General features: G+C 63.5%; 22 protein-coding genes and 1 tRNA gene. 7 read left to right on the top strand and 16 right to left on the bottom strand.

Annotation, left to right across the window (positions count from 1 at the left end):
• Positions 1-1,107, top strand: a complete 1,107-nt coding sequence (gene aguA, locus GWQ44_RS14675; protein ID WP_275927634.1) for an agmatine deiminase — start codon at positions 1-3, stop codon at positions 1,105-1,107.
• Between the two features lie 238 nt (positions 1,108-1,345).
• Entirely contained in the window at positions 1,346-1,546 is a 201-nt protein-coding gene (locus GWQ44_RS14670; protein ID WP_016963613.1) for a hypothetical protein, read from the top strand.
• Positions 1,547-1,606: 60 nt separating this feature from the next.
• Here GWQ44_RS14670 and GWQ44_RS14665 read toward each other — a convergent pair whose 3' ends face one another.
• Entirely contained in the window at positions 1,607-3,706 is a 2,100-nt protein-coding gene (locus GWQ44_RS14665) for a TonB-dependent siderophore receptor (RefSeq protein ID WP_275927633.1), read from the bottom strand.
• Between the two features lie 262 nt (positions 3,707-3,968).
• Between GWQ44_RS14665 and GWQ44_RS14660 the strand changes: the two genes are divergently transcribed.
• The 3 genes from GWQ44_RS14660 to GWQ44_RS14650 all read left to right on the top strand — a co-directional run bounded on the left by GWQ44_RS14660 (position 3,969) and on the right by GWQ44_RS14650 (position 6,610).
• Complete coding sequence (locus tag GWQ44_RS14660) at positions 3,969-4,664, top strand: DsbA family protein (protein WP_275927632.1); 696 nt, start codon at positions 3,969-3,971, stop codon at positions 4,662-4,664.
• Positions 4,665-4,691: 27 nt separating this feature from the next.
• On the top strand, positions 4,692-5,081 hold the full coding sequence (locus GWQ44_RS14655) for a nuclear transport factor 2 family protein (protein ID WP_060842195.1): 390 nt from the start codon (positions 4,692-4,694) through the stop codon (positions 5,079-5,081).
• A 239-nt stretch (positions 5,082-5,320) separates the two neighbouring features.
• Positions 5,321-6,610 (top strand): OprD family porin, encoded by a 1,290-nt coding sequence (locus GWQ44_RS14650; RefSeq protein ID WP_016963608.1) that lies wholly within the window; start codon positions 5,321-5,323, stop codon positions 6,608-6,610.
• 170 nt (positions 6,611-6,780) lie between these two features.
• Here GWQ44_RS14650 and GWQ44_RS14645 read toward each other — a convergent pair whose 3' ends face one another.
• The 3 genes from GWQ44_RS14645 to GWQ44_RS14635 all read right to left on the bottom strand — a co-directional run bounded on the left by GWQ44_RS14645 (position 6,781) and on the right by GWQ44_RS14635 (position 8,820).
• Positions 6,781-7,911 (bottom strand): lysozyme inhibitor LprI family protein, encoded by a 1,131-nt coding sequence (locus GWQ44_RS14645; RefSeq protein WP_275927631.1) that lies wholly within the window; start codon positions 7,909-7,911, stop codon positions 6,781-6,783.
• 31 nt (positions 7,912-7,942) lie between these two features.
• Positions 7,943-8,329: a cytochrome c family protein gene (locus GWQ44_RS14640; RefSeq protein ID WP_275927630.1), complete on the bottom strand. Its 387-nt coding sequence runs from the start codon at positions 8,327-8,329 to the stop codon at positions 7,943-7,945.
• A gap of 415 nt (positions 8,330-8,744) precedes the next feature.
• Positions 8,745-8,820: transfer RNA gene (locus tag GWQ44_RS14635), tRNA-Thr, on the bottom strand.
• Positions 8,821-9,214: 394 nt separating this feature from the next.
• On the opposite strand from GWQ44_RS14635, the gene GWQ44_RS14630 reads away from it, so the two are divergent.
• Positions 9,215-9,484: a hypothetical protein gene (locus GWQ44_RS14630; RefSeq protein WP_016963605.1), complete on the top strand. Its 270-nt coding sequence runs from the start codon at positions 9,215-9,217 to the stop codon at positions 9,482-9,484.
• Positions 9,485-9,649: 165 nt separating this feature from the next.
• Here the strand turns inward: GWQ44_RS14630 and GWQ44_RS14625 are convergent, their stop codons facing one another.
• The 3 genes from GWQ44_RS14625 to GWQ44_RS14615 are packed head-to-tail and all read right to left on the bottom strand — an operon-like array spanning position 9,650 to position 12,902.
• Entirely contained in the window at positions 9,650-11,179 is a 1,530-nt protein-coding gene (locus tag GWQ44_RS14625; RefSeq protein WP_275927629.1) for an aldehyde dehydrogenase family protein, read from the bottom strand.
• Positions 11,180-11,229: 50 nt separating this feature from the next.
• Positions 11,230-11,574 carry a cupin domain-containing protein gene (locus tag GWQ44_RS14620; RefSeq protein ID WP_275927628.1) on the bottom strand — a complete coding sequence of 115 codons (345 nt, stop codon included), beginning with the start codon at positions 11,572-11,574 and terminating at the stop codon, positions 11,230-11,232.
• Entirely contained in the window at positions 11,571-12,902 is a 1,332-nt protein-coding gene (locus GWQ44_RS14615) for a glycosyltransferase (protein WP_275927627.1), read from the bottom strand. Before GWQ44_RS14615 ends, GWQ44_RS14620 begins: the two co-directional genes overlap by 4 nt.
• Positions 12,903-13,404: 502 nt before the next feature.
• Here GWQ44_RS14615 and GWQ44_RS14610 point away from each other — a divergent pair.
• Positions 13,405-14,049 carry an amidase gene (locus GWQ44_RS14610; RefSeq protein WP_275927626.1) on the top strand — a complete coding sequence of 215 codons (645 nt, stop codon included), beginning with the start codon at positions 13,405-13,407 and terminating at the stop codon, positions 14,047-14,049.
• Between the two features lie 49 nt (positions 14,050-14,098).
• Here GWQ44_RS14610 and GWQ44_RS14605 read toward each other — a convergent pair whose 3' ends face one another.
• The 9 genes from GWQ44_RS14605 to GWQ44_RS14565 form a co-directional block, all read right to left on the bottom strand.
• Complete coding sequence (locus GWQ44_RS14605) at positions 14,099-14,320, bottom strand: formate dehydrogenase subunit delta (RefSeq protein ID WP_179598651.1); 222 nt, start codon at positions 14,318-14,320, stop codon at positions 14,099-14,101.
• Positions 14,317-17,214 (bottom strand): formate dehydrogenase subunit alpha, encoded by a 2,898-nt coding sequence (gene fdhF / locus GWQ44_RS14600; protein ID WP_275927625.1) that lies wholly within the window; start codon positions 17,212-17,214, stop codon positions 14,317-14,319. Before fdhF ends, GWQ44_RS14605 begins: the two co-directional genes overlap by 4 nt.
• Positions 17,211-18,770, bottom strand: a complete 1,560-nt coding sequence (locus GWQ44_RS14595) for a formate dehydrogenase beta subunit (RefSeq protein WP_275927624.1) — start codon at positions 18,768-18,770, stop codon at positions 17,211-17,213. Before GWQ44_RS14595 ends, fdhF begins: the two co-directional genes overlap by 4 nt.
• Complete coding sequence (locus GWQ44_RS14590) at positions 18,770-19,246, bottom strand: formate dehydrogenase subunit gamma (protein ID WP_016963597.1); 477 nt, start codon at positions 19,244-19,246, stop codon at positions 18,770-18,772. The genes GWQ44_RS14595 and GWQ44_RS14590 overlap by 1 nt, the downstream gene beginning before the upstream one ends.
• A 517-nt stretch (positions 19,247-19,763) precedes the next feature.
• Positions 19,764-20,579, bottom strand: coding sequence for an ABC transporter permease (locus GWQ44_RS14585; protein WP_275927623.1), 816 nt, complete (start codon positions 20,577-20,579; stop codon positions 19,764-19,766).
• A gap of 7 nt (positions 20,580-20,586) precedes the next feature.
• The gene (locus GWQ44_RS14580) at positions 20,587-21,423 is read right to left on the bottom strand and encodes an ABC transporter permease (RefSeq protein WP_047301061.1); all 837 of its coding nucleotides are present in this window, start codon (positions 21,421-21,423) and stop codon (positions 20,587-20,589) included.
• Positions 21,424-21,433: 10 nt separating this feature from the next.
• Positions 21,434-22,546, bottom strand: coding sequence for an ABC transporter substrate-binding protein (locus GWQ44_RS14575; RefSeq protein ID WP_275927622.1), 1,113 nt, complete (start codon positions 22,544-22,546; stop codon positions 21,434-21,436).
• Positions 22,547-22,637: 91 nt separating this feature from the next.
• Complete coding sequence (locus GWQ44_RS14570; RefSeq protein WP_060842205.1) at positions 22,638-23,729, bottom strand: ABC transporter ATP-binding protein; 1,092 nt, start codon at positions 23,727-23,729, stop codon at positions 22,638-22,640.
• 149 nt (positions 23,730-23,878) lie between these two features.
• Positions 23,879-24,796 (bottom strand): LysR substrate-binding domain-containing protein, encoded by a 918-nt coding sequence (locus GWQ44_RS14565; protein ID WP_103741080.1) that lies wholly within the window; start codon positions 24,794-24,796, stop codon positions 23,879-23,881.
• Positions 24,797-24,961 lie beyond the last annotated feature (165 nt).

The following is a 24,961-nucleotide window of genomic DNA, read 5'->3' as shown; positions in this document are numbered from 1 at the left end:
ATGAGCACTTTGCACAGCACGCCGCGCGCCGACGGTTTCTACATGCCGGCCGAATGGGCGACCCAGACCCAGACCTGGATGATCTGGCCCGAGCGCCCGGACAACTGGCGCCTGGGCGGCAAGCCGGCCCAGGCCGCCCACGCCGCGGTGGCCAAGGCCATCGCGCGCTTTGAACCGGTGACCGTGGCGGTGTCCGCGGCCCAGTATGAAAACGCCCGGGCGCGCCTGGACGTGCCCAATATCCGCCTGGTGGAAATGTCCAGTGACGATGCCTGGGTCCGCGACACCGGCCCGACTTTCGTCATCAACCACAGCGGCGAAGTGCGCGGCGTGCACTGGGGCTTCAATGCCTGGGGCGGTTTCGAGGGCGGTCTGTACGCCCCCTGGAATCGTGACGAGCAGGTGGCCAGCAAGGTGCTGGAAATCGAGCGCTGCCAGGAATACCGCACCGAGGGCTTCGTGCTCGAAGGCGGTTCGATTCACGTCGACGGCGAAGGCACGCTGATCACCACCGAGGAATGCCTGCTCAATCACAACCGCAACCCGCACCTGTCCCGCGAGCAGATCGAGGCGGTGCTGCGCGAGCATCTGTCAGTGGAGCGCATCGTCTGGCTGCCGGACGGCCTGTACAACGATGAAACCGACGGTCATGTGGATAACTTCTGCTGCTACGTGCGTCCGGGTGAAGTGTTGCTGGCCTGGACCGACGATCCCCAGGACCCGAACTATCCACGTTGCCGGGCGGCCATGCAGGTGCTGGAAAACACCCTCGACGCCAAGGGCCGCCCCTTCAAGGTGCACAAGATGCCGATTCCCGGTCCCTTGTATGCCACCGAAGAGGAATGCGCCGGTGTCGATGCCGTGCAAGGCAGCCAGGAGCGCAATCCCTCGGTGCGCCTGGCCGGTTCCTATGTGAACTTCCTGATCGTCAATGGCGGGATCATTGCGCCGAGTTTTGACGACCCGATGGATGCCCCGGCCAAGGCCATCCTCCAGGAATTGTTTCCCGAGCATGAAGTGGTGATGGTGCCCGGGCGCGAACTGTTACTGGGGGGCGGCAATATCCATTGCCTTACCCAACAACAGCCTGCGCCACAGCGAGTTTGAGTGCCGTTGTAACAGCGGCCGCACAAGGCAGGTTGCTGCATCGGTCCTGAGGCTTGTCAGCGAGCCCGCAGCCCAGAGGGGTTGCGGGCTTTTTCATGGCCGTATGTCGGCGCATCCGACACATTGGCATAGCTCTTGTATCTGCCTTGGGGTGATTCTGAGACATGTGGAACATTTGTTGTTCTGTCATAAACCTTGGATAAGTTAGGCCGCTCAGATACCAGGAGAGAGCGCTGGAATGAACATGGTCAGCGAGCGGACGTCCCATCCCTTGGCAATGAGTAACGAGTCGCTGCAGGCTCTGGCGCAATGGTTGAAGTCCAATGGAACGCGTCAGATCAGGGAACCTGATCCGCGCCGGATCATCGTTGAGCGTTACCCCGCTGGATTGCTCAGCGAGGCGGAACTGCAGGCACTGTGGGATGTGGTGAAAGGATAGAAAACGACGGATTGTAAAAAGCGCTGCCGGGATGGCAGCGCTTTTTTTTGGCTGGGCGTTTTAGAAGCGGTAGTTGCCGGTGACCACCAGGCTGCGCGGATCTCCCGGCTGGATCTGGAAGGCGCTGGTGGCCGAGCTGTAGTACTCGCGGTCGGCGATGTTGTTCAGCGCCGCGCGCACGTCCCAGTCCTTGTGCCGGTAGCCGGCCAGGGCATCCCAGCGACCGTAGCCCGGCAGCACCACGGTGTTGCTGCTGTCGGCGTAACGGTCGCCCACTAGGGTCAGGCCGGTTTCGGCGTACCAGCCCAGCTCCGGTTTCCAGGTGATGAACAGGCTGCCATTGCGCTTGGCCACGTTGTTCACCCGCTTGTCTTCGAAACCGTTGTTGTCCTTGACCACCACCGCGTCCTGCAGGCCGATGCCGCCACGCAGGTACCAGTTGCCGACGAGCTTGCCGCTGGCGGTCAACTCGATACCCCGGGAGCGTTGCAGGCCGGTGAGCAAGGTGATGCTGCGGTCCTGTGGGTCAGGGGTACGACGGTTGTAGAGTTCCAGCTCGTACACCGCCAGGGTGGTGCTCAGGCGTTCGCCCAGCCAGTCGCTCTTGATCCCGACTTCCTTCTGCCGGGTCAGTTCCGGGCTCAGGTCATTGCCGTTGCCCGGGGCGTTCGGGGTGATGCCGATCAGGCCGCCCCCCACCGGTGCGAACGACTTGCTCCACGAGGCATAGAACGAGTGGTGCTCCAGCGGCGTCCAGACCACCCCCAGGCGCGGGCTGACGCTGTGGCTGGCGCGACTGTCGGATACCCCGGTGCGGCGGTTGGTGGTCTGCACTTCGAAGTTGTCGTAACGCAGGCCGGCCAGCAGTTGCCACTGATCGTTCAGGCGCAGTTGGTCCTGCACGTAGAGCGCCCGGCTTTCCACTTCGGTGTGGTTGTTGCTGGAAACCTGCATGCGCCCGGTGTGGCTCTGGTATGGATTGGGGGTGTACAGGTCCACTTCAGGCACTGCCTGGCTGTCGGGGCCCGAGGTGGCAGCGTTGTAGAGGATCGGGTCGCGGCGCTGGCTGCCGAATTCCAGGCCGGTGAGCAGGCGGTGCTCCAGGCCGAAGGTGTCGAAACGACCCTCCAGCTCGCTGTTGTTGTAGACGTTGCGGGTCTTCAGATCCTGCTGCCAGCGCTGACGCTTTACCTTACCGGTAGCAGCGTCGTAGTCGAACTGGTAGGTGTTGTCGAAGTCACTGTCGAGCTTGAACACCCCCAAGGTGTGGCGCAGCTGCCAGCTATCGCTCAGCTCGTAGCTCAATTTGGAGCGCAGGGATTGGGCCTTGTCATCGATGTAGTCGCGGTGGTCGCCGTAGGTGGTTTCCCGGCCGACGTTCGCCGGGCGGCCGTTGAGGCTGGTGATGCCGCGGTCCGGGGTGCGGTTGTAGCGGCTGTATTCGTATTGCACCAGCCAGTTCAGCTCCGGGGTCAATTGCCAGCTCATGGATGGCGCGAACAGCTGGCGGTTGCCGCTGACGCCATTGCGGAAGCTGTTGCGGTCCTCGTTGCCCAGGTTCAGGCGCAGGCTGAGGTTCTCGGTGGGATCGGTGCTGAGGTCGGCATACAGGCTGCGCAGGTCCTGGCTGCCGCCCTGGACTTCGACGCTGGAGCGGCGACCGAACTCCGGCAGCTTGCTCACCCGGTTGACGATGCCACCCTGGCTGCCACGGCCGTAGAGCACCGCCGCCGGGCCCTTGAGCACTTCGATGCGTTCGATGTTGTGCAGGTCGCGCACGTACTGGCTGTCGTCGCGGATGCCGTCCAGGTAGAAGTCGTTGCTGGCGTCGAAACCGCGAATCCGCAGGCTGTCGAAGCGCGTGTCGGCGCCGCTGCTGACGTTGGGAATGCCGCTCAGGGCGCTGCCCAGATCATTGACGCCGTAGTCCAGCACATTGGCGGTCTTGATCGTGTCGATGGCCTGGGGCACGTAGCGCGCGGCGGTGGCGGTGCGGGTGGCGGTGCTGACTTCCTTGACCCGGGGATCGTCGGGATCGGCCTCGGCTTCGGCGCTGATGGAGGTGGTTGGCAGGGTGGTGCTGGCGGCGCAGGCAAAACCGGCGGTCAGCAGGGTGCAGAGTCCCAGGGACAGGGGCGTAAGGCGGAAATGGGCAGGCATCTGAAGCGCATCCGAAAGCGAGGTGAGTCGAGGGATGCAAATGATAATGCGTGCTATTTGCTTGCGTTAATTATTCTCTTATGGCGCCCTTGCTCTATTGTTTCTAATTATGTCGCTGCCTTATCTGCCCGCATACGCGGACTAAACAGGGAGATTCGTCCGGTTCGCGCAACAGACTAACAACCATTTCGAGGTTTTTCCCCTGGCGCCCGGGGCATAGTCTGCCTGCCATCGAACACTCAAGATCCTGTTGGAGTCCCCCATGTCCTCGGCCACCCTTCACTACATCTATGACCCGTTGTGCGGCTGGTGCTACGGCGCCAAGCCACTGGTGCAGGCAGCCCGCGCGGTATTGCCGGTACAGGCCCATGGAGGCGGCATGATGACCGGCCGCAACCGCCAGCCGGTGTCGCCACAGCTGCGCGATTACGTCATGCCCCATGACCGGCGCATCGCCGAGTACACCGGGCAGCCTTTCGGCCAGGCCTATTTCGAAGGCTTGCTGCGCGACCATTCGGCGGTTTTCGATTCGGCGCCGCCGATTGCCGCGGTACTGGCGGCCGAGGCCCTGGGTGGACGCGGACTGGAGTTGCTGGGGCGCCTGCAGACCGCCCATTACCTGGAAGGCCGGCGGATTGCCGATCGCGAGGTCCTGCTGGAACTGGCGCAGGGCCTGGGCTTGGCTGTCGAGGCATTCGCCCCGGCTCTCGATCGGGCCACGGCCACTGAGCTGGATGAGCACATAAAGGCTAGCCGCGCGCTGCTGGCCAAAGTCGGCGGTCAGGGTTTCCCGACCCTGGCGCTGGAGCGCGATGGCCGCTATCAGTTGCTCGATATCAGCCCCTGGCTGGGCAAGCCCGAGGCGTTCGCCCATTGGCTGAAAACCTCCCTGGGCGCTGGTTCCGGCCCGCAAGACGGCGCGCTCCACGCCTGTGGCCTGGACGGTTGCGCGCTCTGAACTCACCTGACCTGCATGGAGTCACCCATGGATAACCTCGCGTTGATCAAGAGCACCTACGAAGGTGCCAACTCCCAGGAAAATGCGCGCAACACCGCCGCGGCCCTGGCCCCTGATGCACGTTGGACTGAAGCGGCGGGCTTTCCCTATGCCGGCACCTACGTCGGCTTCGAGGCGGTGCTGGAGCATGTCTTCAAGCGCCTGGGCTCGGAATGGCAGGACTTCACCTTCAAGGTGGAAAACTACGTGGCCCAGGGCGACAAGGTCTTCGCCTATGGCAACTACCAAGGCATCTACAAGGCTTCGGGCAAGCCGATCGATGTGCGAGTGGCCCACTTGTGGACCCTCAAAAACGGCAAAGTCACCCACTTCGAACAATTTGTCGACAGCCATAGCGTGCAGCTGGCAATGCTCTAGCCCGCAGTTCTTAGAATATTTTCAGCTATTCAAAGACGATTCACGAAATTGACACGTTGTTCAGGGCGCAGATAGGATTCGCCCCCAACGCCTGTGGCCAAGAGCCATATTTCAGAATAATAAAAGGCCCGCCGCGATCCCTCGTGGGCGGGTCTTTTTGTTTCATCGGTAGAAGAGCGTTTAAACGCCATAGCCGTGAGTGCTCACAGCGCGTCTCTAACCGTAATAAGGAAAATAAAATGTTGAAACAGCGGATCTGCTTGATTGCACTGGGGATTTTGAGCGCTACACAAGCCATGGCCGACGGCCAGGCCGATGCCAAGGGTTTTGTTGAAGACAGCAGCCTGAAAGTGCTGCTGCGCAACGCCTACATCGATCGCGACAAGAAAGACGGTAACCGTGACCAGAGCGAGTGGGGCCAGGCGGCCATCGGCACCTTCTCCTCGGGCTTCACCCAAGGCACCGTGGGTGTCGGCGTGGACGCCTTCGGTCTGTATGCCCTGCGCCTGGACAAAGGCAGCCACAGCGGCGGCCAGGGCATCGACTTCTTCAAGCGCAGTGAGAACGGCAACCAGACCCCAGCGGGCGACCTGGCCAAGGCCGGCGCCGCGGTCAAGTTCCGCCTGTCCAACACCGTGCTGACCTACGGTGACCAGATGCCGTCCCTGCCGGTCCTGAACTACGACAACGCGCGCCTGCTGCCAGAAAGCTACACCGGCACCCTGATCACCTCCAAGGAGATCAAGGGCCTGGAGCTGAACGCCGGTCGCTTCACCGCCGAATCGCGCAAGAGCGCCGAAGGCCGTGACAGCGGTGGCCTGAAGTCGATCAACGTATTGGGCGGTAGCTACCAGTTCACCGAGCAGTTCAAGGGCGCGCTGTACGCTTCCGACGTCGAAGACGTGCTGAAGAAGCAATACGTCAACCTGAACTACGTGTTCCCGCTGGCCACCGACCGCTCCCTGACCCTGGACTTCAACGGCTACCAGACCAAGCTGGACAAGGCCTACGCTAAAGACGCCGGCGCCGGTGGCCAGGACAACAAGATCTGGAGCCTGGCAGCCACCTACGCCATGGGCCCGCACTCGTTCACCCTGGCGCACCAGCGCAGCACCGGCGACAGCCACCTGGGCTATGCCTACGGCGGCTACCAGCGTGGTCAGAACCGCGTGGGTGACGGTGGCGGCACCATCTACCTGGCCAACTCCTACTGGTCCGACTTCAACGCCGAAGACGAGCGTAGCTGGCAACTGGGTTACGGTCTGGACTTCGGCGCCTTCGGCGTACCGGGCCTGACCTACAACGTGGCCTACGTGCGTGGCGACAACATCACCACCTCGACCTCCACCGGCGGCACCGAGCGGGAAATCTTCAACCAGCTCAAGTACGTGGTGCAGAGCGGTCCGGCCAAGGACTTGAGCGTCAAGGTTCGCAGCTCGATCCTGCGTGTGTCGCAGAAATCCAGCGAGTACAACGACAGCGGCAACGAACTGCGGGTGTTCGTCGACTACCCGATCAACGTGTTCTGATGAGCGTTTGATCAGCACCTGATTGCAGGTGGCGCAATGGAAAAACCCCGACTGGTTCGGGGTTTTTTTGTGCCTGGTGGGGAGCGGCGCGCAAGCGGTGGCTCGATATCGATCTGTTACGGCCCGCCGCCGGGCCATGGCTGACCCGGCTCCTCGCGCGGACGTGCCTTTCAGTCATCCGGATTGATTGCGAACTTCAGCTGATCGCCTTCCAGGTACACCACCGCTTCACGACCATGGATATCCACGGGACGGGCTGAAATCGCCTCATGCTCCGGGACGATCTTGGACAGCACTTTGTGCTGTACGTCGACCCGCCAGATACAGGCCCGCGGCCCTTCGTTATCGAAGTACAGCACCGGGCGGGTTTCGCTCCAGGTGGGATTGACGATGCTCCAGCCGGCCTCGACCTCGTTGTGCTCGGTGACGTTCTCGGTGTAGGTGTTGTTGCTCTGCCGGTCGTAATCCAGGGACAGGCTGTAGTTCTCCTGATTGAGGTCTTGGCCGATCCGCGCTCGGGCATGGCGCAGGGTGTTGGAGGGCGACTGGAACACCTGCTGGCTGGCTTCGGGAGCACTGCGCGAGCCCAGGCGATAGCGCATGCCCTGCTGCAACTCGCCGCCGCCGCGCTGGCGGTAGTAGAACACCCCGTCGACAATCCCGGCGAAGCGCTGGCCCTGATCGTTGGCCCCGGGCAAGGCCCAGCCGACAAAGCCGATATCCCGGGCGATGGGGTGCAGGCCAGGCTGGTCATCGGCGTATTCGTAGAGGGTGCCGACATAGCCTTCCTGCCCCTTCTGGTACCGACCGACGAACAGCACCACATGCAGCACGCCATCCAGCACCTGGGCGTCGACGATCTGCTGATCGCCCTGAGGAGGGGCGGCGGTGAATCTGGCCAGGGTAAAGCGCTGCCAGTCGTCAGGGTCCTGCAGGCGGTACTGACGGGTGGGGTCCATGGGCAGCAGCTCGTCCTTGGCGGGTGCCGGAGGGATCGGCAACAGCCCGAGCAGCTTCACCTGGGCCCGATAGGCCGACTCCAGGCAGTCACTGTCGATGCAGGTGTCGCGCACCTCCCGCAACCACTGGGCCTGCAACAGGCGAAACACCTGCAGGTGCTTGAGCGCCTTGTAGCGGCGGTTCAACTCATCGTCCTGGGCGGACAGGGTCGGCGTGGCGCAGACGGTTTTTTCCACCAGGGTCGAGGCCTTGGTGCAGTCGAAACCGGCGGCCTGCACCTGAGGCATGTATGCCGTCAGGGCCAGGCCCATGGCGACAAGCGACAGCAGAGGAAACTTCATCCAAACATCCTTGTGGGCAAGCGAGCGCAGATCAGGGGGCGGGGAAGGTCTGCAGGTAGGCCAGCAGATTATCGATTTTTTCCTCATCGCTCAGCCCCCAGAAAATCATCCGCGTACCGGGCACCACGGCCTTGGGGTCTTCCAGGTACTGGATGAGCTTGTCCCGGGTCCAGACAATGCCCGACGACTTCATGGCCGTTGAGTATTGATAGTCCGTGGCACTGCCGGCCGGGCGATCGATGATGCCGTTGAGTTGCGGCCCGAACGAACTGCGCACCGACGGGCCGATATTGTGGCAGCCGCTGCACAGGCGCTTGAACAGCTTGGCGCCGGCTTCGGCATTGCCGGCCTGGGCAGGGGCGGTTAACAGCATGGAGTGGAGCAGCAGGGTCAGGATCGATAGGGAGATGGGCTTCATGGGCGGCCTGTGTACAACGGGGATCGGCGGGTATTGGAGCATGAAGTGCGGTGATTTGGGGATGTTGCGGTTATCCAATTTGTTGGATTCGGTATCAGTGCTTCAGCTCGATTTCGATACGTGCTGTTGGTCAGCCACGGCCCGTCCCTCGCTTTGCGAGGCGATACTTTGTGAGTGGCCGAGCAGTGGGGCATTGGCCTGATATGTCGACAAAACCAGCGTTTCTGGTGAATGAGCTGACAACGTGCACAAGAAAGCAGGCTTTCGAGTGCATGACGAGGCACTCAAGAAAATGTGCGGGCGCAGAAAGCGCAGGAGTGGACAATTTGTGGGCACTCTCACGGCACGGCGTGAGGCTTTTCGGAAGTACGGAAACAACAAAGCCCCTGCATTTCTGCAGGGGCTTTGTTTTGTATGGTGCCGGCACCAGGAGTCGAACCCGGGACCTACTGATTACAAGTCAGTTGCTCTACCAACTGAGCTATACCGGCGTGTTAGGGCGACGATTATAGCGATTGGCGGGGTTCTGTAAACCCCTGAAATCTGACTATTTTTGTGTGGGCGCCAGGTTTTTGCTCACGCGGAAAAAACCTGGGGCAGGTCGCAGCTCAAGGGGCGCCCGGGCTGTGCGGGTCGTTCTGCTGCAAACGGGGGTATCTTTCGGGCTTTGATCGTGGGCGTGGCGGCAGGTTTATGGGGGTATGGTTTTTTTGCTTGCCGATTATTTATTTGAATGTTTCGAGCCTCCAAGTTTTGTGTAAAACATGACCGTATATCCTTGCAGGTTGAATTAAAAAATAACTGGTCTAGGTTTGATTGGAGCCCCGTTGTAGCAGGTGGCTTACTTGTCGGCCTATAGGGCCTGTACAAAAAATGGAGAGAGTCATGTCGAAGGAAGCTATCAAGCACCATCATCTAACGGCTATCCAGCACCATGAGGCAGCGAAAAGGCATGAGGAGGCGGCGATTCACCATAAACACCTGGCTGAGCGCCACCAATCTGCGGTCCATGCCCATGAAAACTCACGGGATGGTGTTGTTTCGAAACTCAAGGGCGACTGGCGCAAGCATTTGGACGAGTCCAAGAAGAAAGTTGAGTCTGCGTATAAAACCTCAGCGCGGGCACACAAGAAAACCAGGGAAGTTGCCAAGTAACAACCCTGTTTGAAACTTGGGTCTGATGAGCTGTCTGTTTTTAATGGCAACTTTCAGTTCAAGTCTTAAACAGATTGGCTATCTGTGGTGTATCCCCCCTCTAGTTATCGCGAAGTGCATGGGTGCGATTATATGAGGGGGGATTGGTTCTGGCGTAGTTGTTTATTACTGTCCCTGTTTGTATGGCTCGTCATGGGCGGTATAGAACTGGCTGTCGGGATAGGGGTACCACCAGTTCTGAATGCGTGGTTTGTGATCGATGATCACCATCTTCGAACGGCGAAACGCATCCAGTCCCTGACGCCCCAATTCGCTGCCGATCCCCGACATTTTCCAGCCGCTCAATGGCAGCGCATCGTTGTCCACCAGGGGGTTGTTGATCCACACCATGCCTGCTTCCAGACGCTCGGCGGCCTCCATCGATTCGGTCAGGTTGGTGGAAAACAGAGAAGCGCCCAGGCCGAAAGGCGAGTCATTGGCCAAGCGGATCGCCTCGTCGAAATCCGCCACACGACAAATCGCTGCCACCGGCCCGAAGCACTCTTCCTGCAGGATCGCCATGTCGCCGGTGACGCCGCCGAGGATGGTCGGTTCGTAGAACCAGCCTACGGGCTGGTCTTGCGGGATGCGGCCGCCGCACAGAACCTGCGCGCCTTTGGCTATGGCGTCCTCCACCAGGCGTATGACTTTGTCCCGTGCCACTTCGCTGACCAGCGGTCCGATCTCGGAGTGCTGCAGGCCGTGGCCAATCCGCAGTTGGCGGGTCTGCTTGACGAAGCGCTCGACAAACTCCTCATAGATGTCGTCGACCACGTACAGGCGTTCGGCCGAGGTGCAGATCTGTCCGCTCAGATGAAAGGCTGCGGTCACTGCGCCCGCTACCGCGACGTCCAACGGTGCGTGTTTGGAGATGATCATCGGATCGCTGCCACCGGCCTCGATCACGCAAGGCTTCATCAGGTCGGCACAGGTCACGGCCACGGCGTGGGCAGCGGCGATACCGCCGGTGAAGGCCACCGCGTGGGTGCCGGATGATTGCACCAGCAATTGGGCCGTGAGGGCATCTCCCGGCACGCAACACACCAGGCCCGGCAGCAGACTGGTGAAGTGGCTGAGAAACTTCAGGGTGCAGAGGGTGGCGCTCTCCGCCGGCTTGATGATGCAGGCGTTGCCCGCCGCCAGGGAGGCCGCGACGGTCCAGCACATCAGCAGAATGGGGTAGTTGAAGGGCATGATGTGCACGCTGACCCCATAGGGTTCATAGCGCACATGCTGGAACGATCCGGCTTGCGTGGTGCCGGCCACCTTGCCAGCATCGTCCCGCGCCATCTCCGCGTAGTAGCGGAAAACCGATGCACAGTTCGCCAGTTCGCCTATGGCTTCCGGAAAGGGTTTGCCGGTTTCCAGGGTCATCAGCCGCGCCACTTCACGGTTGAGCCCGGTCGCTTTCTCTATGCTTTCGGCCAGTTCGTGCAGGCGTGCGGCCCGGCTCCGGGCATCCACTCTGGCCCATTGCTGTTGCGCCGCATTGGCGGCATTCACGGCTGCTCGCACGTCAGCCTTTTCGCCGAGGCTGATGCGCCCGACCCGCTCCAGGGTGGCCGGATCGAAGACTTCGCGGAGCCGGCCGCTGGCGGGGGGCAGGTAGTGAGGATTGATAAAATACAAAGCGCTTTCACAGGTAAAGCTGGTCATTGTTCTGTCCTTGAAACCCAGGGTGAATGAAGGGCCCTCAGCAGTGCTCTTCAGCGAATCATGTAGACCTTCTTGACCGTCTGGTGGACGGTGCAGGTGCCTTTCCAGTTCTGGCGAAAGAAAGCACTACTGCCCGGTCGGATCTCGATCACTTCCCCGGACTCATGGACATAGGTGCAGCGCCCTTCAAGAAAGTGACAGAACTCATCCCGGGTCACGTGGCACTTCCACTTGCCGGGAGTGCAGCACCACAGGCCGCATTCCGACTGGCCTTGCGCACCTTTGTGCAAAAGCACTCCGGCAACCCGTGACTGGCCTTCCAGCATCTCTGGCATTTCGCCCCAATCCTGCAGGTTGGTGATCTGCAGCGGGTCCTGTAGCAGCGGTGTGTTCATCGGTCGCGCTCCTTGTGCTGCACGCTCTTTTGAGCATTGGGTCGGGCACCGCGCTTGAGGAGCTCATCGAGCAGGCGTGCCGCTTCTGCGGTGCCCTGGCGCGATTGCATCTGGGCGCTGGTGCGTTGCAGGCGTTGGCGCAGCAGGCTGTCGTTAAGGCAGGCGTGCAGGGCTTCGGCCAATTGCGCCTCGGTCCATTGGTAACGGTCGAGCCGGAAGCCATGGCCGGTTTCCTGGGCCCGCATGGCGTTGTCATGGCCGTCCCAGACATAGGGCATGACGATGGCCGGCTTACCGAAGTACAGGCACTCGGTGAAGCTGTTGTTGCCACCGTGGTGGATGACCACGTCCACCTGGGCGATCACCGAGGGCTGTGGCAGCCAGTCGGCAATCTGCACGTTGTCCGGCAACACCGGGTACTGGTCCAGGTGCTCGCCGACATTGACCAGGGCTCGATAAGGCAGTTTGCCGAGGGCGTCTATCAGGCGCTTGAGCAAGGGGATGTCACTGCTGCCCAGGCTGCCGAAGCTGACGTACAGCAGAGGCTGGTGGCGTTGTGCCGGGAACTCGGGAATTTCATAGGGGCTGTCCTGGCGCACGCTGCCTTGCAGGTAGTGGAATCGTTCGGCAGGCAGCGGGTGGCGTCGCTTGAACCGGACGGCATCCGGATAGAGCAGCAGGTTCATGAACGGCGAAGGTTCGCAGAAGGTGCCCAGGGGATAGGGCTGCTCGCCATGGGCTTGGAGGAAAAGGTTGAAGTCCTCGTGGATCGGACGGATCACTTCCTCGAAACGCGCTCGGAAACGCTGATGCCCGGCTTTGTCCTGAACACTCATCCCTGACAGGTGTGGCGGTATGTCCGGGTCGCCGATTTCGTTTTCCGAGCAGGAAATGATGCGCACCCAGGGCGCCTGGTACTGCTTGATCGCGGGAAACATGACGACGTTGTCGACGCAGACCAGATCGGGTTTGAGCCGGTCCAGAACGCCCGGCAGCTCCTTCTGTGCCCACTTGGCCGTATCGACGATCGCAGCCCAGCATTCCTTCACGTAAGTGTCGATCTGCTCCAGGGGTGTTTTGCGAAAGTTCGGCAAGTGGCCGTTGATGAAGTCGACCCAGTAACGGGCCATCTCTTGCGCCGGCATCGGCGCGGACATGTTCACCCGGTGTTCCTCAAAGCCGAACCTGGCATACACGCCCTGCATGCCAGGGTCCGTGATGAATACGGCTTTGTGCCCGAGTGCCTCGCAGGCCTGGGCGATACCCACAGAGTTCAAGGCCGGCCCGTAGGCGGCTTCAGGAAAAAAGGCGATCACTTTTTGTGACATGGATACAGGCTCCCGCCCGGGCATCAGCCGGGCTCGCTAGTCCTTTAGGGGGTTCCTATCGCGCACAGCAGCGCTCTCCAGAGCGAAGCGTTCTAGGTGGGTAAACGAAGATCAGTGAGACGTAGGAACGAACACGCGTGAGGTGTTCGGCAAGGGGCGCTTAATAGGGCGGGACGAGCGTAGGCAGCGATCTGTTGATGCCGCGACGGCACACTGGGCGCAGCAGGCGTCGAGTGCTGATTTGCTGGGGAAGGAAAGCCGGTTGCAGGGGGCGCATCGAAACCCGCGGAGGGGGCTGGTTGTGGTGCAAGGGATTGGGCTTGTTCATGGGGTTCACCTGAGTGTTTGCTAGCTGACTCAAAGGCACGGCCTTGGAAGCTAGTGCCGACTCAGGCGACTGTCAAACTGCGGCTGCCTGACAGATGCCCAGTGAAGACTGCCGCCACCCGGCCGATAGCCTGCCGAACCGCGCATATCGCTTCAAATAAAGGAAAGATCAGTCATGCAACTCAGAAATATCGCTTCGCTAGCGCTGTTGTCGTTACTTGGTGCCTGTAGCGTCAAGCCGGTGCTGCCCTATTCGGAACCGCCCCTGAGCGTGCCGACCGCGCAGTTGCGGGTGATCACCAACGGTGAAGTGCGTGGGGAGGCTTATGCCGGTTGTCTGGGGGACAGCCAGCGCCTGGCCAAGGCCGGGCGGTTTGGCAGCAATCAGCAAGCCAATATCAATTACCCGCAGTTTCCGCTGCAGCCGCGGCAGATCGACATGCTGCCGCGCTTTGCGCCGAAGCTGCCGGCCTACATCGGCTCGATCCGCATGGGCGAGGGCGCGTACCACGAGATTGTCACCGAGTATCGGGTGCCGGCGGGGCGGCCTTTTTTGCTGGAAGGGAGCGGGGTGTCGGCCGCGGGATCCGGCAGCAGCTATCGCACCTGTCCCGAGGTGAAGAAGGTGGTGGTGTTCGAGCCCGGCAAGAGTTACGAAGCCTACGTCGGCCTGAACTACATCCCTCAGGCCAGTGGCGAAACTGCAGCGATGTGTGCCTTTGCGGTGTACCAGCTGTTGCCGCTTGGCAAGCCAGGGGCGGTGATGCCGCTGGCGGTTCAGGCCAAGCCGCCGGTGGACCGAAAGTGTCCGGGTAACTGAGTGACAGCGGGGTTCCCCGGCCTGCCGCTGCAGGCCGGGGAATGTCGTGCTAAGCCTTCCAGCCCGCGTCGCGCACCGCTTGCTGCACCAATGGATGCAGCTCTGCGCCTTGCTGCTCGGTCTGCCAGGCCAGCAGTTCCTGGCGCATGCCAGGGGTCCAGAACATCTGCATGTGGTTGCGCACGCTGAGCACCGCCTGAGCCTGATCCGGCTCGTTGGCAAAATACGCGGCGATCTGATTGGCCATCTTGATCAGGTTGGCGGTGCTCATCGGCGCACCTCCGCCTTGCCGCCCCGGGAGCGCCGGCGTTCATCCAGCAGGCGATGCTGTTCGTCGCTGAATGCCTGGTAGCGCTTCTGCCATTCGGAAGGGTGGTAGACGCGGCTGACCTCCACCGCCGTTACCTTGTACTCCGGACAGTTGGTGGCCCAGTCGGAGTTGTCGGTGGTGATCACGTTGGCCCCCGATTCGGGGAAGTGGAAGGTGGTGTAGACCACCCCCGGCGCCACCCGCTCGGTGACCCGGGCGCGCAGCACGGTCTGCCCGGCGCGGCTGCCGATGCCGACCCAGTCGCCTTCGTTGATGCCCCGGCTTTCGGCGTCGGTGGGGTGGATTTCCAGGCGGTCCTCGGCGTGCCAGGCGACGTTGTCGGTACGCCGGGTCTGGGCGCCGACGTTGTACTGGCTGAGGATCCGGCCGGTGGTCAGCAGCAGCGGGTAGCGGCCGTTGACCTTCTCGTCGGTGGGCACGTAGCCGGTGAGCATGAAACGCCCCTTGCCGCGCACGAACTCGTCGATGTGCATGGTCGGCGTGCCGTCCGGCGCGGCGGCATTGCACGGCCATTGCAGGCTGCCGTGGCGGTCCAGGCTGGCGTAGCTGACGCCGGTGAAGGTCGGGGTCAGGCGGGCGATTTCATCCATGATTTCCGAGGGATGGTTGTAGTGCATCGGGTAGCCCAGGGCTGCGGCCAGGGCCAGGGTGCCTTCCCAGTCGGCCTTGCCGCCCAGGGGCTCCATGACCTTGCGCACCCGCGAGATACGCCGTTCGGCGTTGGTGAAGGTGCCGTCCTTTTCCAGGAACGAGGAGCCCGGCAGGAACACGTGGGCGAACTTGGCGGTTTCGTTGAGGAAGATGTCCTGCACCACCACGCATTCCATGGCCGACAGCGCCGCGGTCACGTGCTGGGTGTTGGGGTCGCTCTGGGCGATGTCCTCGCCCTGGCAGTACAGGCCCTTGAAGCTGCCGCCCAGGGCCGCTTCGAACATGTTGGGAATGCGCAGGCCGGGGTCGGCTTGCAGGGTGACGTTCCAGGCCTGCTCGAACTCCTGGCGCACCGCCTGGTTGGAGATGTGCCGGTAGCCCGGCAGCTCGTGGGGGAAGGAGCCCATGTCGCAGGAACCCTGGACGTTGTTCTGCCCCCGCAGCGGGTTCACCCCCACCCCTTCGCGGCCGATGTTGCCGGTGGCCATGGCCAGGTTGGCGATGCCCATCACCGCGGTGCTGCCCTGGCTGTGCTCGGTGACCCCCAGGCCGTAGTAGATCGCCGCATTGCCACCGGTGGCGTACAAGCGCGCGGCGGCGCGGATATCGGCAGCGGGCACGTCGCAGATGGCGCCCAGCACTTCCGGCGAGTTGTCGGCGCGGCTGACGAAGGCGCTCCACTGGGCGAAGGCTTCCGGCTCGCAACGGGCGTCGACGAACGCCTGGTTGACCAGGCCCTCAGTGACGATCACGTGAGCCAGGGCATTGAGCATGGCGACGTTGGTGCCCGGGCGCAGGGCCAGGTGCAACTCGGCGCGGGCGTGCACCGAGTCCACCAGATCGATGCGCCGTGGGTCGATGACGATCAGCTTGGCCCCTTCACGCAGGCGCCGTTTGAGCTGGGAACCGAACACCGGGTGGGCGTCGCTGGGGTTGGCACCCATCACCAGGATCACGTCGGCCTGCATCACCGAGTCGAAGCTCTGGGTCCCGGCGGATTCCCCCAGGGTCTGCTTGAGGCCATAGCCGGTGGGCGAGTGGCAGACCCGGGCGCAGGTGTCGACGTTGTTGTTGCCGAAGGCCGCCCGCACCAGTTTCTGCACCAGGTAGGTTTCTTCGTTGGTGCAGCGGCTGGAGGTGATGCCGCCGATGGAGTCGCGGCCGTACTTGAGCTGGATGCGCCGCAGCTCGCTGGCGGCGTAGGTCACTGCCTCGTCCCAGCTGACTTCCTGCCACGGATCGTTGATGTGCTTGCGGATCATCGGCTTGGTGATGCGATCCGGGTGAGTGGCGTAGCCCCAGGCGAAGCGGCCCTTGACGCAGGAATGGCCGTGGTTGGCCTGGCCGTTCTTGTCCGGAACCATGCGCACCAGCTGGTCGCCCTTCATCTCGGCGCGGAACGAGCAGCCGACCCCGCAGTAGGCGCAGGTGGTGATCACCGCCCGCTCCGGCTGGCCCATTTCCACCACGCTTTTTTCCATCAGGGTCGCGGTCGGGCAGGCCTGCACGCAGGCGCCGCAGGACACGCATTCGGAGTCCAGGAAGTTGTCGCCACCGGCCGCCGCGACCCGGGATTCGAAACCGCGGCCGCTGATGGTCAGGGCGAAGGTGCCCTGGGTTTCCTCGCAGGCGCGCACGCAGCGGTTGCAGACGATGCACTTGCTCGGGTCGTAGTCGAAGTAGGGGTTGGAGGTGTCTTTCTGCTCGTCCAAGTGGTTGGCGCCGTCATAGCCGTAGCGCACTTCCCGCAGGCCCACCTGGCCGGCCACGGTCTGCAGTTCACAGTTGCCATTGGCCGAGCAGGTCAGGCAGTCCAGCGGGTGGTCGGAGATGTACAGCTCCATCACGTTGCGCCGCAGGGTCGCCAGCTTTGGCGTTTGCGTATGCACCACCATGCCTTCGCTGACCGGTGTGGTGCAGGAGGCCGGGTAGCCGCGCATGCCGTCGATCTCCACCAGGCACATGCGGCACGAGCCGAAGGCTTCCAGGCTGTCGGTGGCGCAGAGTTTGGGGATGGTGGTGCCCAGCAGGGCCGCTGCGCGCATCACCGAGGTGCCCTGGGGCACGCTGATGCTGCGCCCGTCGATGTTCAGGCTGACCTGCACCTGGCTGTCGCGGGCCGGGGTGCCGAAGTCCACGGCATTGAGGTCGATGTCTGTGGCTGGGTCGAAAATACTGATCATTGCTCGGCCTCCGAGGACGCCAGACCGAAGTCGGCGGGAAAGTGCTTCAGGGCGCTGGCCACCGGGTAGGAGGTCATCCCGCCCAGGGCGCACAGCGAGCCGTATTGCAGGGTGTCGCACAGGTCCTTGAGGATGATCGCCTGGGTCTGGCGCTCCTCGGCCTGTGGCGCGGCCAGCAGGCGGTCGATGACCTCCACGCCGCGGGTCGAGCCGATGCGGCACGGGGTGCATTTGCCGCAGGATTCCTCGGCGCAGAATTGCAGGGCGAAGCGCGCCATGTGGGCCATGTCCAGGCTGTCATCGGCCACCACCACGCCGCCGTGGCCGAGCATCGCGCCCATGGCGGCGAAGGCTTCGTAATCCAGCGGCGTATCGAACTGCGCCGGCGGCACCCAGGCGCCGAGGGGGCCGCCCACTTGCGCGGCCTTCAGCGGCCGGCCGCTGGCGGTGCCGCCGCCGTAGCCTTCCACCAGCTCGCGCAGGGTCAGGCCGAAGGCCCGTTCCACCAGGCCGCCGTGACGCACGTTGCCCGCCAACTGGAAGGGCATGGTGCCCAGGGAACGGCCCATGCCGTAGTCGCGATAGAACGCCGCGCCCTTTTCCAGGATCAGCGGCACCGAGGCCAGGGTCAGCACGTTGTGCACCAGGGTCGGCTGGCCGAACAGGCCTTGCAGCGCCGGGATCGGCGGCTTGGCGCGGACGATGCCGCGCTTGCCTTCCAGGGAGTCCAGCAGGGCGGTTTCCTCGCCGCAGATATAGGCCCCGGCGCCGACCCGTACTTCCAGGTCGAAGGCCTGGCCACTGCCGCCGACATTGGCCCCCAGGTAACCGGCATCCCGGGCGATATCCAGGGCCTCGCGCAGGGTGGCCACCGCCTGTGGATATTCCGAGCGCACATAGATGTAGCCATGGCTGGCACCGACCGCGAGGCCGGCAATGGCCATGCCTTCGATCAGCAGGAACGGGTCGCCTTCCATCAGCATGCGGTCGGCAAAGGTGCCGGAGTCGCCTTCGTCGGCGTTGCACACCACGTACTTCTGCTGCGGCGGAGTATCGCGCACGGTGCGCCATTTGATCCCGGCGGGGAACGCCGCGCCGCCACGGCCACGCAGGCCGGAGTCGAGCACCGCGGCCACGGTCTGCTCACCACCCAGGGCGATGGCGTGGCTCAGGCCCTCGAAGCCGCCGTGGGCTCGATAGTCCGCCAGGGACAGCGGCCGGGTAATGCCGGCGCGGGCGAACAGCAGGCGTTGCTGGCTTTTCAGGTAGGGCAACTCTTCGACCCGGCCCAGGGCCAGGGGATGGCTGGCGGGATCGCCTTGCAGGGCATCCAGCAGCGAAGGCACATCGGCGACGCTCAGCGGGCCGAAACCCAGGCGTCCTTCCGGGGTGTCGACTTCCAAAAGCGGCTCCAGCCAGTACAGGCCACGGGAGCTGGTGCGTTGCAGTTGCAGCGGCAGCTGGCGCTGCTCGGCCTGGGTGGCGATGGCCTCGGCCACCGCGTCTGCGCCCACGGCCCGGGCCAGGGAATCACAAGGCAGATAGAGGTTCGGCATCACGCGTCCTCCCGGCAGCTGTCCAGCAGCGCGTCCAGGCGCTCGGCGCTGACCCGGGCATGCAGTTGCCCGTCCAGCTCCAGGGCCGGCGAACAGGCACAGGCGCCCAGGCAATACACCGGTCGCAGGCTGATGCAACCGTCGGCGCTGCTGCCGTGGTCATCCAGCTGCAGACGCTCGCGCAATTGCGCCGCCAGCTGCTCGGAGCCGCGGCTCTGGCAGGACTCGGCGCGACACAGGCGCAGGATGTGCCGCGCCGGCGGCGCGGTACGAAAGTCATGGTAGAAGCTGATCACCCCGCGCACTTCCGCCTGGCTCTGATTGAGCGCGTGGGCGATCTCGGGGATGGCCAGGTCGGGGATGTAGCCGAGCTCTTCCTGGATCTGGTGGAGAATGGGCAACAGCGCACCCGGGACGCCTTTGTGACGTTCCAGCAGGGTGTGGATCAATGGCAGATGCAGCGTTTCATCAGGCATACAGCAATTCCTCACGGTCACGGACACACCTGGTGGTTGTCGGCTGTCCGAAAGTGTCGGCTGCGGCACTGCTTGCCACGTCACGGTAGCGCGGCGTTTCAGGCCGTTGGCCATGCACCCTGAATGGGCATCTTGTTGGACCCGGTGCGGTCGTTGCCGCACCTGTTCAGGGCATAAACGGCAGCTTGACACGCTGCCTCTGATTGAATCGCATGAAAGCGACCCGTTCGGTTCCGAATACGACCACCCCTTGAGTCTAGAAGAGCCCGGGCAAGCCGTTGGAGCGAGCTGCGCACTATCGGATAAAACGCGGGGGGCGGGGCATGACGTCGGTCAGCTGGGTAGCGAATAGCCGGGTGCGGAGGATGGCTGAGAAGGGGGGGTGTGGTGAGGGAGCTGGCTGCCGCTCGGCGGCGGCAAAGCCTGAGCCCGCGGTTCGTTGGGTGGAACCGGGATTCAGGCATTGGGCTGGCTTCGCCAGCCAGCGGGAGCAAGCTCCCTCGCCACAAAGCGGGGGCTAGGAGCGGGCGCGGCGCTGGGCGGCGTATTGCAGGGCCAGGCGGGCCATGAGCACCAGCAGGGTCAGGCTGATCAGCAGCACCGAGATCGCCGCCACGCTGGGGTCGACGTTGTCCCGCAGGCCGCTCCAGATCCGTCGGGGCAGGGTGTTGACGTCGACACTGGTGATGAACAGGGTCACCGCCACTTCCTCCCAGGACAGGGCAAAGCTCAGCAGCGCGGTGGAGAAGATCCCCAGCTTGAGGTTCGGCAGCATCACCAGGAAGGTGGTCTGCATCAGGCTCGCGCCGAGGTTGCGCGAGGCCAGTTCGATGCGCCGGTCCACCTGGCTCAGCGCCACCAGCATGGTCACCACGCCGTAGGGCACCACCATCACCACATGGGCGATCACCACCCCGGGCAGGGTGTCGTAGCCCCAGCCTGGGGCGATGCGCCCGAGGTTGGTTTCCATGAAGTACAGCACCAGCGCCGAGATCACCGGTGGAATGGCCATGGGCAGCAGCACCAGGCCGATCAGCAGGGTCGCCAGGCGCGAGCGCAGGTACCAGATGCCGAGGCTGAAGCTCACCGCCAGCACGGTGGCGATCAGGCTGGTGGCGCTGGCAATCGCCAGGCTCTGGCCGATGCTCGACAGCCAGTCGGGGTTGCTCAGCAGCGCCTCGTAGTGGCGCAGCGACCAGTTGCCGTCCGGCATCGACAGGTAGCGCTTGGCGGTGAACGACACCGGGATCACCGTCAGCAGCGGGAACAGCATGAAGGCCATGGCGACCACGGCGATCAAGCGGGTACTCAAGGCAGTGCGATGTGTATTCATAGTGACCTCAACCCACCAGTCGGTTGACACGGGTGACGCGCAGCAGCAGCCAGATCAGCGCGCTGACCAGGGTCAGCAGCACCAGGCTCAGGGCCGCGCCCAGGCCCCAGTTGCTGGTCTGGAACATCTGCAGGAACACGTACTCGGCGATCATTACCGTCTGCCCGCCGCCCAGCAGCACCGGGGTGATGAAAAAGCCCAGGCAGAACACGAAGACCATGATGAAGGCCCCCAGCAACCCGGGCAGGGTCTGCGGCAGCAGCACTTGCCAGAAGGTCCGCAGCGCGCCGGCGCCCAGTCCGCGGGAGGCCAGCAGCACCCGTTGATCGAGCTGGCGCATGCTCGACAGCAGCGGGAACAGCGCATAGGGGATCATGAAGTGCAGCATGCCGATCACCACCCCCAACTCGTTGCGGGTCAGCTGCAAGGGGTGATCGATCCAGCCCAGGGACAGCAGGCTGTCGTTGACCACGCCGTTGCTGCGCAGGGCGATCAGCCAGCCGAAGGCCCGCACCAGCACCGAGATCCAGAACGGAATGAACACGCAGATCTCCACCATGCGCTGCCAGAACGGCGGGCTGAACACCCAGCAGTAGGCCAGCAGGTAGCCGATCACCAGGGCCAGGAGGCTCACGCTCAGGCACAGGCGCAGGGTGCGCAGGAGCATGTCGTGGATCGCCGGATCGGTTGCGATGCGCTGGTACTGCTCGATCCCGGGCTCGGGCAGGGTGAAGCTCCAGCTCACCACGCCGAAGAACGGCAACAGATAGAACACCACCAGCAGCAGCGGCAGCGGGAACAGCAGCAAGCTGCGTTCCAGGCGTGCGGTTCGGGTTGCACTCATGGTCGACGGCTCACTTGGACAGGTGGGTCAGGTACTGCTCCAGGGTGCTGGAGTAGTGGTCGGCGTACCACTGGGTGTTGAGGAAGATCTGCTTCTTCATGTTGGCTTCCGAGGCGCAGTTGATCTCCCGCTGTTCGGCGCTCATCAACTGCTGGGTGGCGGCGTTGGACGGGCCGTTGCCCAGGGCTTGGAACAGCTTCAACTGGCCGGCGGGCTGCAAGGCGTGCTGGATGAACTGCATGGCCGGTGCGGCGCCTGCCGGGTTGTCCTTGAGCACGCCCCAACTGCTGGCGTTGAGGAAGGCATGGTCGAAGCCCCACTGGATGCGGCCGCCGCTGTCCTCGTGGAGCAGGGTGGCGCGGGTGTGCCAGATGGCGCCCATGGAGGCTTCGCCTTCGATCATCAACTGCTGGCTTTCCGCGCCCGAGCCCCAGAACGACAGGACATGGGGCTTGAGCTCATCGATCTTGCGCAAGGCCCGGGGCACGTCCAGCGGGTACAGCTGGTCAGCGGCCACGCCGTCGGCCAGCAGCGCGGCTTCGAGCATGCCGTTCATCCACTTGTAGAGGGTGCGCTTGCCGGGGAACTGCTCCACGTTCCAGAAATCGACCCAGGTTTTCGGGCCGTTGTTGCCGTATTTCTGGCTGTCCCAGGCGATCACGTAGCTGAACAGGTAGCCGGCGATGCCGTGCTCGTGGGACAGCTCTGGGGCCACCAGGTCGCGTTGCACCACGCTGTAGTCCAGGGGCTGGAGGATCTTGTCGCGGCCCAGGGTCATGGCGCTGTAGCTGTCCACATCCACCACGTCCCAGCTCGGCCGGCCGCTGGCCAGTTGCGAGCGGATCGCCCCTTCGGTGGGGCCGGCGCCGTCGATGCGCACCGGGATGCCGGTGTTTTTGGTGAAGCTGTCGGTCCAGGCGCTGCGGAAGGCGTTGAGCGCGTCGCCGCCCCAGTTGACCACCACCAGCGGCTTGTCCGCCGCCCAACTGATGCCACTGCGCAGCGCCAGGGGCACCGCGGCCAGCAGGCCCATGGCCTGGAGGAAGGTGCGGCGGCTGACCTGCCCGCCGCGGGCTTTTTCGATGAGGATTTCGATGCAGTCGCGTTGATGGTGCTGGCTCATGGGGCAAGTCCTCGCGAGGCCGAGGCGCAGGGCGCCGGCCGATAGTGTTATTGGCTTTCTACGCAAACGCTCGACAGCGAGCGTGGCCGGTTCAGGCTTCCAGCAGGAAGCTGTGGCGCACCGGCCAGCTCAGCCACACCGGGGTGCCGCTGGGCAAGCGGGCACCGGGGTGATCGCCGGGCACCGAGAGGTTGACCGGCGCCAGCTCCGGGCTGATGTTCAGCGCCAGGTGGGTGCTGGAACCCTGGTAGACCCGCTCGCCAAGGCAGGCGGGCAGCACGTTGTGTTCGCCGGCTTGCGGGCGCTCGGTGTGCAGGGTCATGTGTTCCGGGCGCACCGCCAGCAACTGCGGCTGGTTGCTGATGTCCCCGGTCGTGGTGGCGTGCAGCGGGCTGTCGCCAAAGCGGCCGCTGGCCTGGCTGCCATTGCGGGAAAGGCCCTGCAGCGGGAACAGGTTCATCTTGCCGAGGAACTCGGCGACGAAGCGGTTTTTTGGCCGGTCGTAGATGGTTTCCGGGGTGTCGATCTGCGCCAGCCGTCCCTGGTTGAAGATGGCGATGCGGGTCGACAGGGCCAGGGCTTCACCCTGGTCGTGGGTGACGAATACGAAGCTGGTGCCGACTTGGCGGTGAATGCGCTGCAGCTCGGTCTGCAACTGTTCACGCAGGTTCTTGTCCAGGGCCGACAGCGGCTCGTCCAGCAGCAACATGTCCGGCTCGAACACCAGGGCCCGGGCGATGGCTACCCGTTGCTGCTGGCCGCCGGACAGCTCGGACGGCTTCTTGTGCAGGTGAGCCCCCAGGCCCACCACGTCGAGGATGTGCTTGACCCGGCGCTGGCGCTCCTCGGCCTTCACCCCGCGAATGCGCAGCGGATAGGCGACGTTGTCGGCCACGCTCATGTGCGGGAACAGCGCGTAGCCCTGGAACACCATGCCGTAGTTGCGTTTTTCCGCCGGGCGCCGGCTGATGTCGACGCCACGCTCCAGCAGCTTGCCGGCGCTGGGGCTGAGAAAGCCCGCGAGGATCATCAACAGGGTGGTCTTGCCTGAGCCGGAGGGGCCCAGCAGGGTGAGGAATTCGCCTTGGCGAACGTCCAGATCGATGCCATCCAGGGCGGTGAAGTTGCCGTAATACTGGCTGATTCCTTGGGCACTGAGTTGAGTCGAGGGGCTGCTGGACACTTCAGAAATCTCCCGGAAGCCCACCTGCACGATTGAGTTTTTATTGTGTGTGCAGCAGGTGGTCGGATCATTATTGTGAAAAGCAACGCCACATCAATGGAATAATTTTTGCCTCATTGGTGAGTGAAATTTCCCATTCGACCCGGCTTTCACGGCTCGCTCAGCGGGCTGTCGCTGATGCTTTGGGCGCTGATGTGCAGCTGGTTCTTCAGCCAGTCGCTGAACGCCTGGACCACTGGCCGCTCGGCCTTGGCCGGGTCGATCACCAGGAAGTAACCGCGCAGGGCGCTGATGCTGATGTCAAACGGGCGCACCAGCAGCCCCCGGGCCAGAGCGTCGCCGCTGAGCAGGTTGTCGCCAATGGCCACGCCTTGCGCAGCGATGCAGGCTGACTGCGCACAGTGAGCGTCGGAGAAGGTAATACCCCGGTCGGGGTTGACCTGGCTGGCGCCTGCGGCCGCCAGCCAGACCCGCCAGTCGCTGGTGTCGCTCATGTGGATCAGTGGAAAGTCCTTGAGGTCCTGCGGGCTCTTCAGACCGCCAATCGCGTTGATCAGGCGCGGGCTGCACACCGGCGAGAAACGCAGGGTGACGATCTGTTCCACCAGCAGTCCCGGCCAGTCGCCGATGCCATAGGCAATGAACAGATCGGCCTCGGCGTCGCTGGTGTCGTCCTGGGCCCGGGGGCTGACCACCTGCAATTGCACCTGGGGGTATTGGCGCAGGAAGCCGTTGATGTGGTTGCACAGCCAGAAACTGGCGAACCCCGGGTTGCAGCTGATGCGCAATTTGCCCGACACCGCCTGGCCGTCGAAGCGCCGTCCGGCGTCCTGGATGTCCGCGAGGATGCGTCGCACCTCGCGGGCGTAGCACTCGCCCTGGTAGGTCAGGCCAATGCCGCGCCCGACCCGTTCGGTGAGGGCAAACCCCAGGCTCTGCTCCAGGCTGATGATCTGGTGGCTGATGGCGCTGCGGGTCAGGCTCAACTGCTGGGCGGCGGCGGTCACGCTACCGAGCCGGGCGACCGCGTCGAGGGCGCGCAGGGCGGTGATCGAGGGATAACGCATACAACCTCCGAATCAAGCAAACCTGTGTACGACGGCCCCGGGCAGGGCACCGAGGTGCGGCTGGCCGCGTCGCAGTATGGGCCGCGACGGCGCCGAACTGGTCAATTTTCTTTGACATTGCTGGCGAAAAAATTCGATTGATGTCGCCGCCGCTTCACCAATACT

Source organism: Pseudomonas sp. 3MA1, assembly GCF_029237275.1.
GTDB classification, from domain to species: domain Bacteria; phylum Pseudomonadota; class Gammaproteobacteria; order Pseudomonadales; family Pseudomonadaceae; genus Aquipseudomonas; species Aquipseudomonas fluorescens_AP.
The sequence above is the reverse complement of the archived record's forward strand: the minus strand, read 5'-3'. Positions and strand labels throughout refer to the sequence as shown.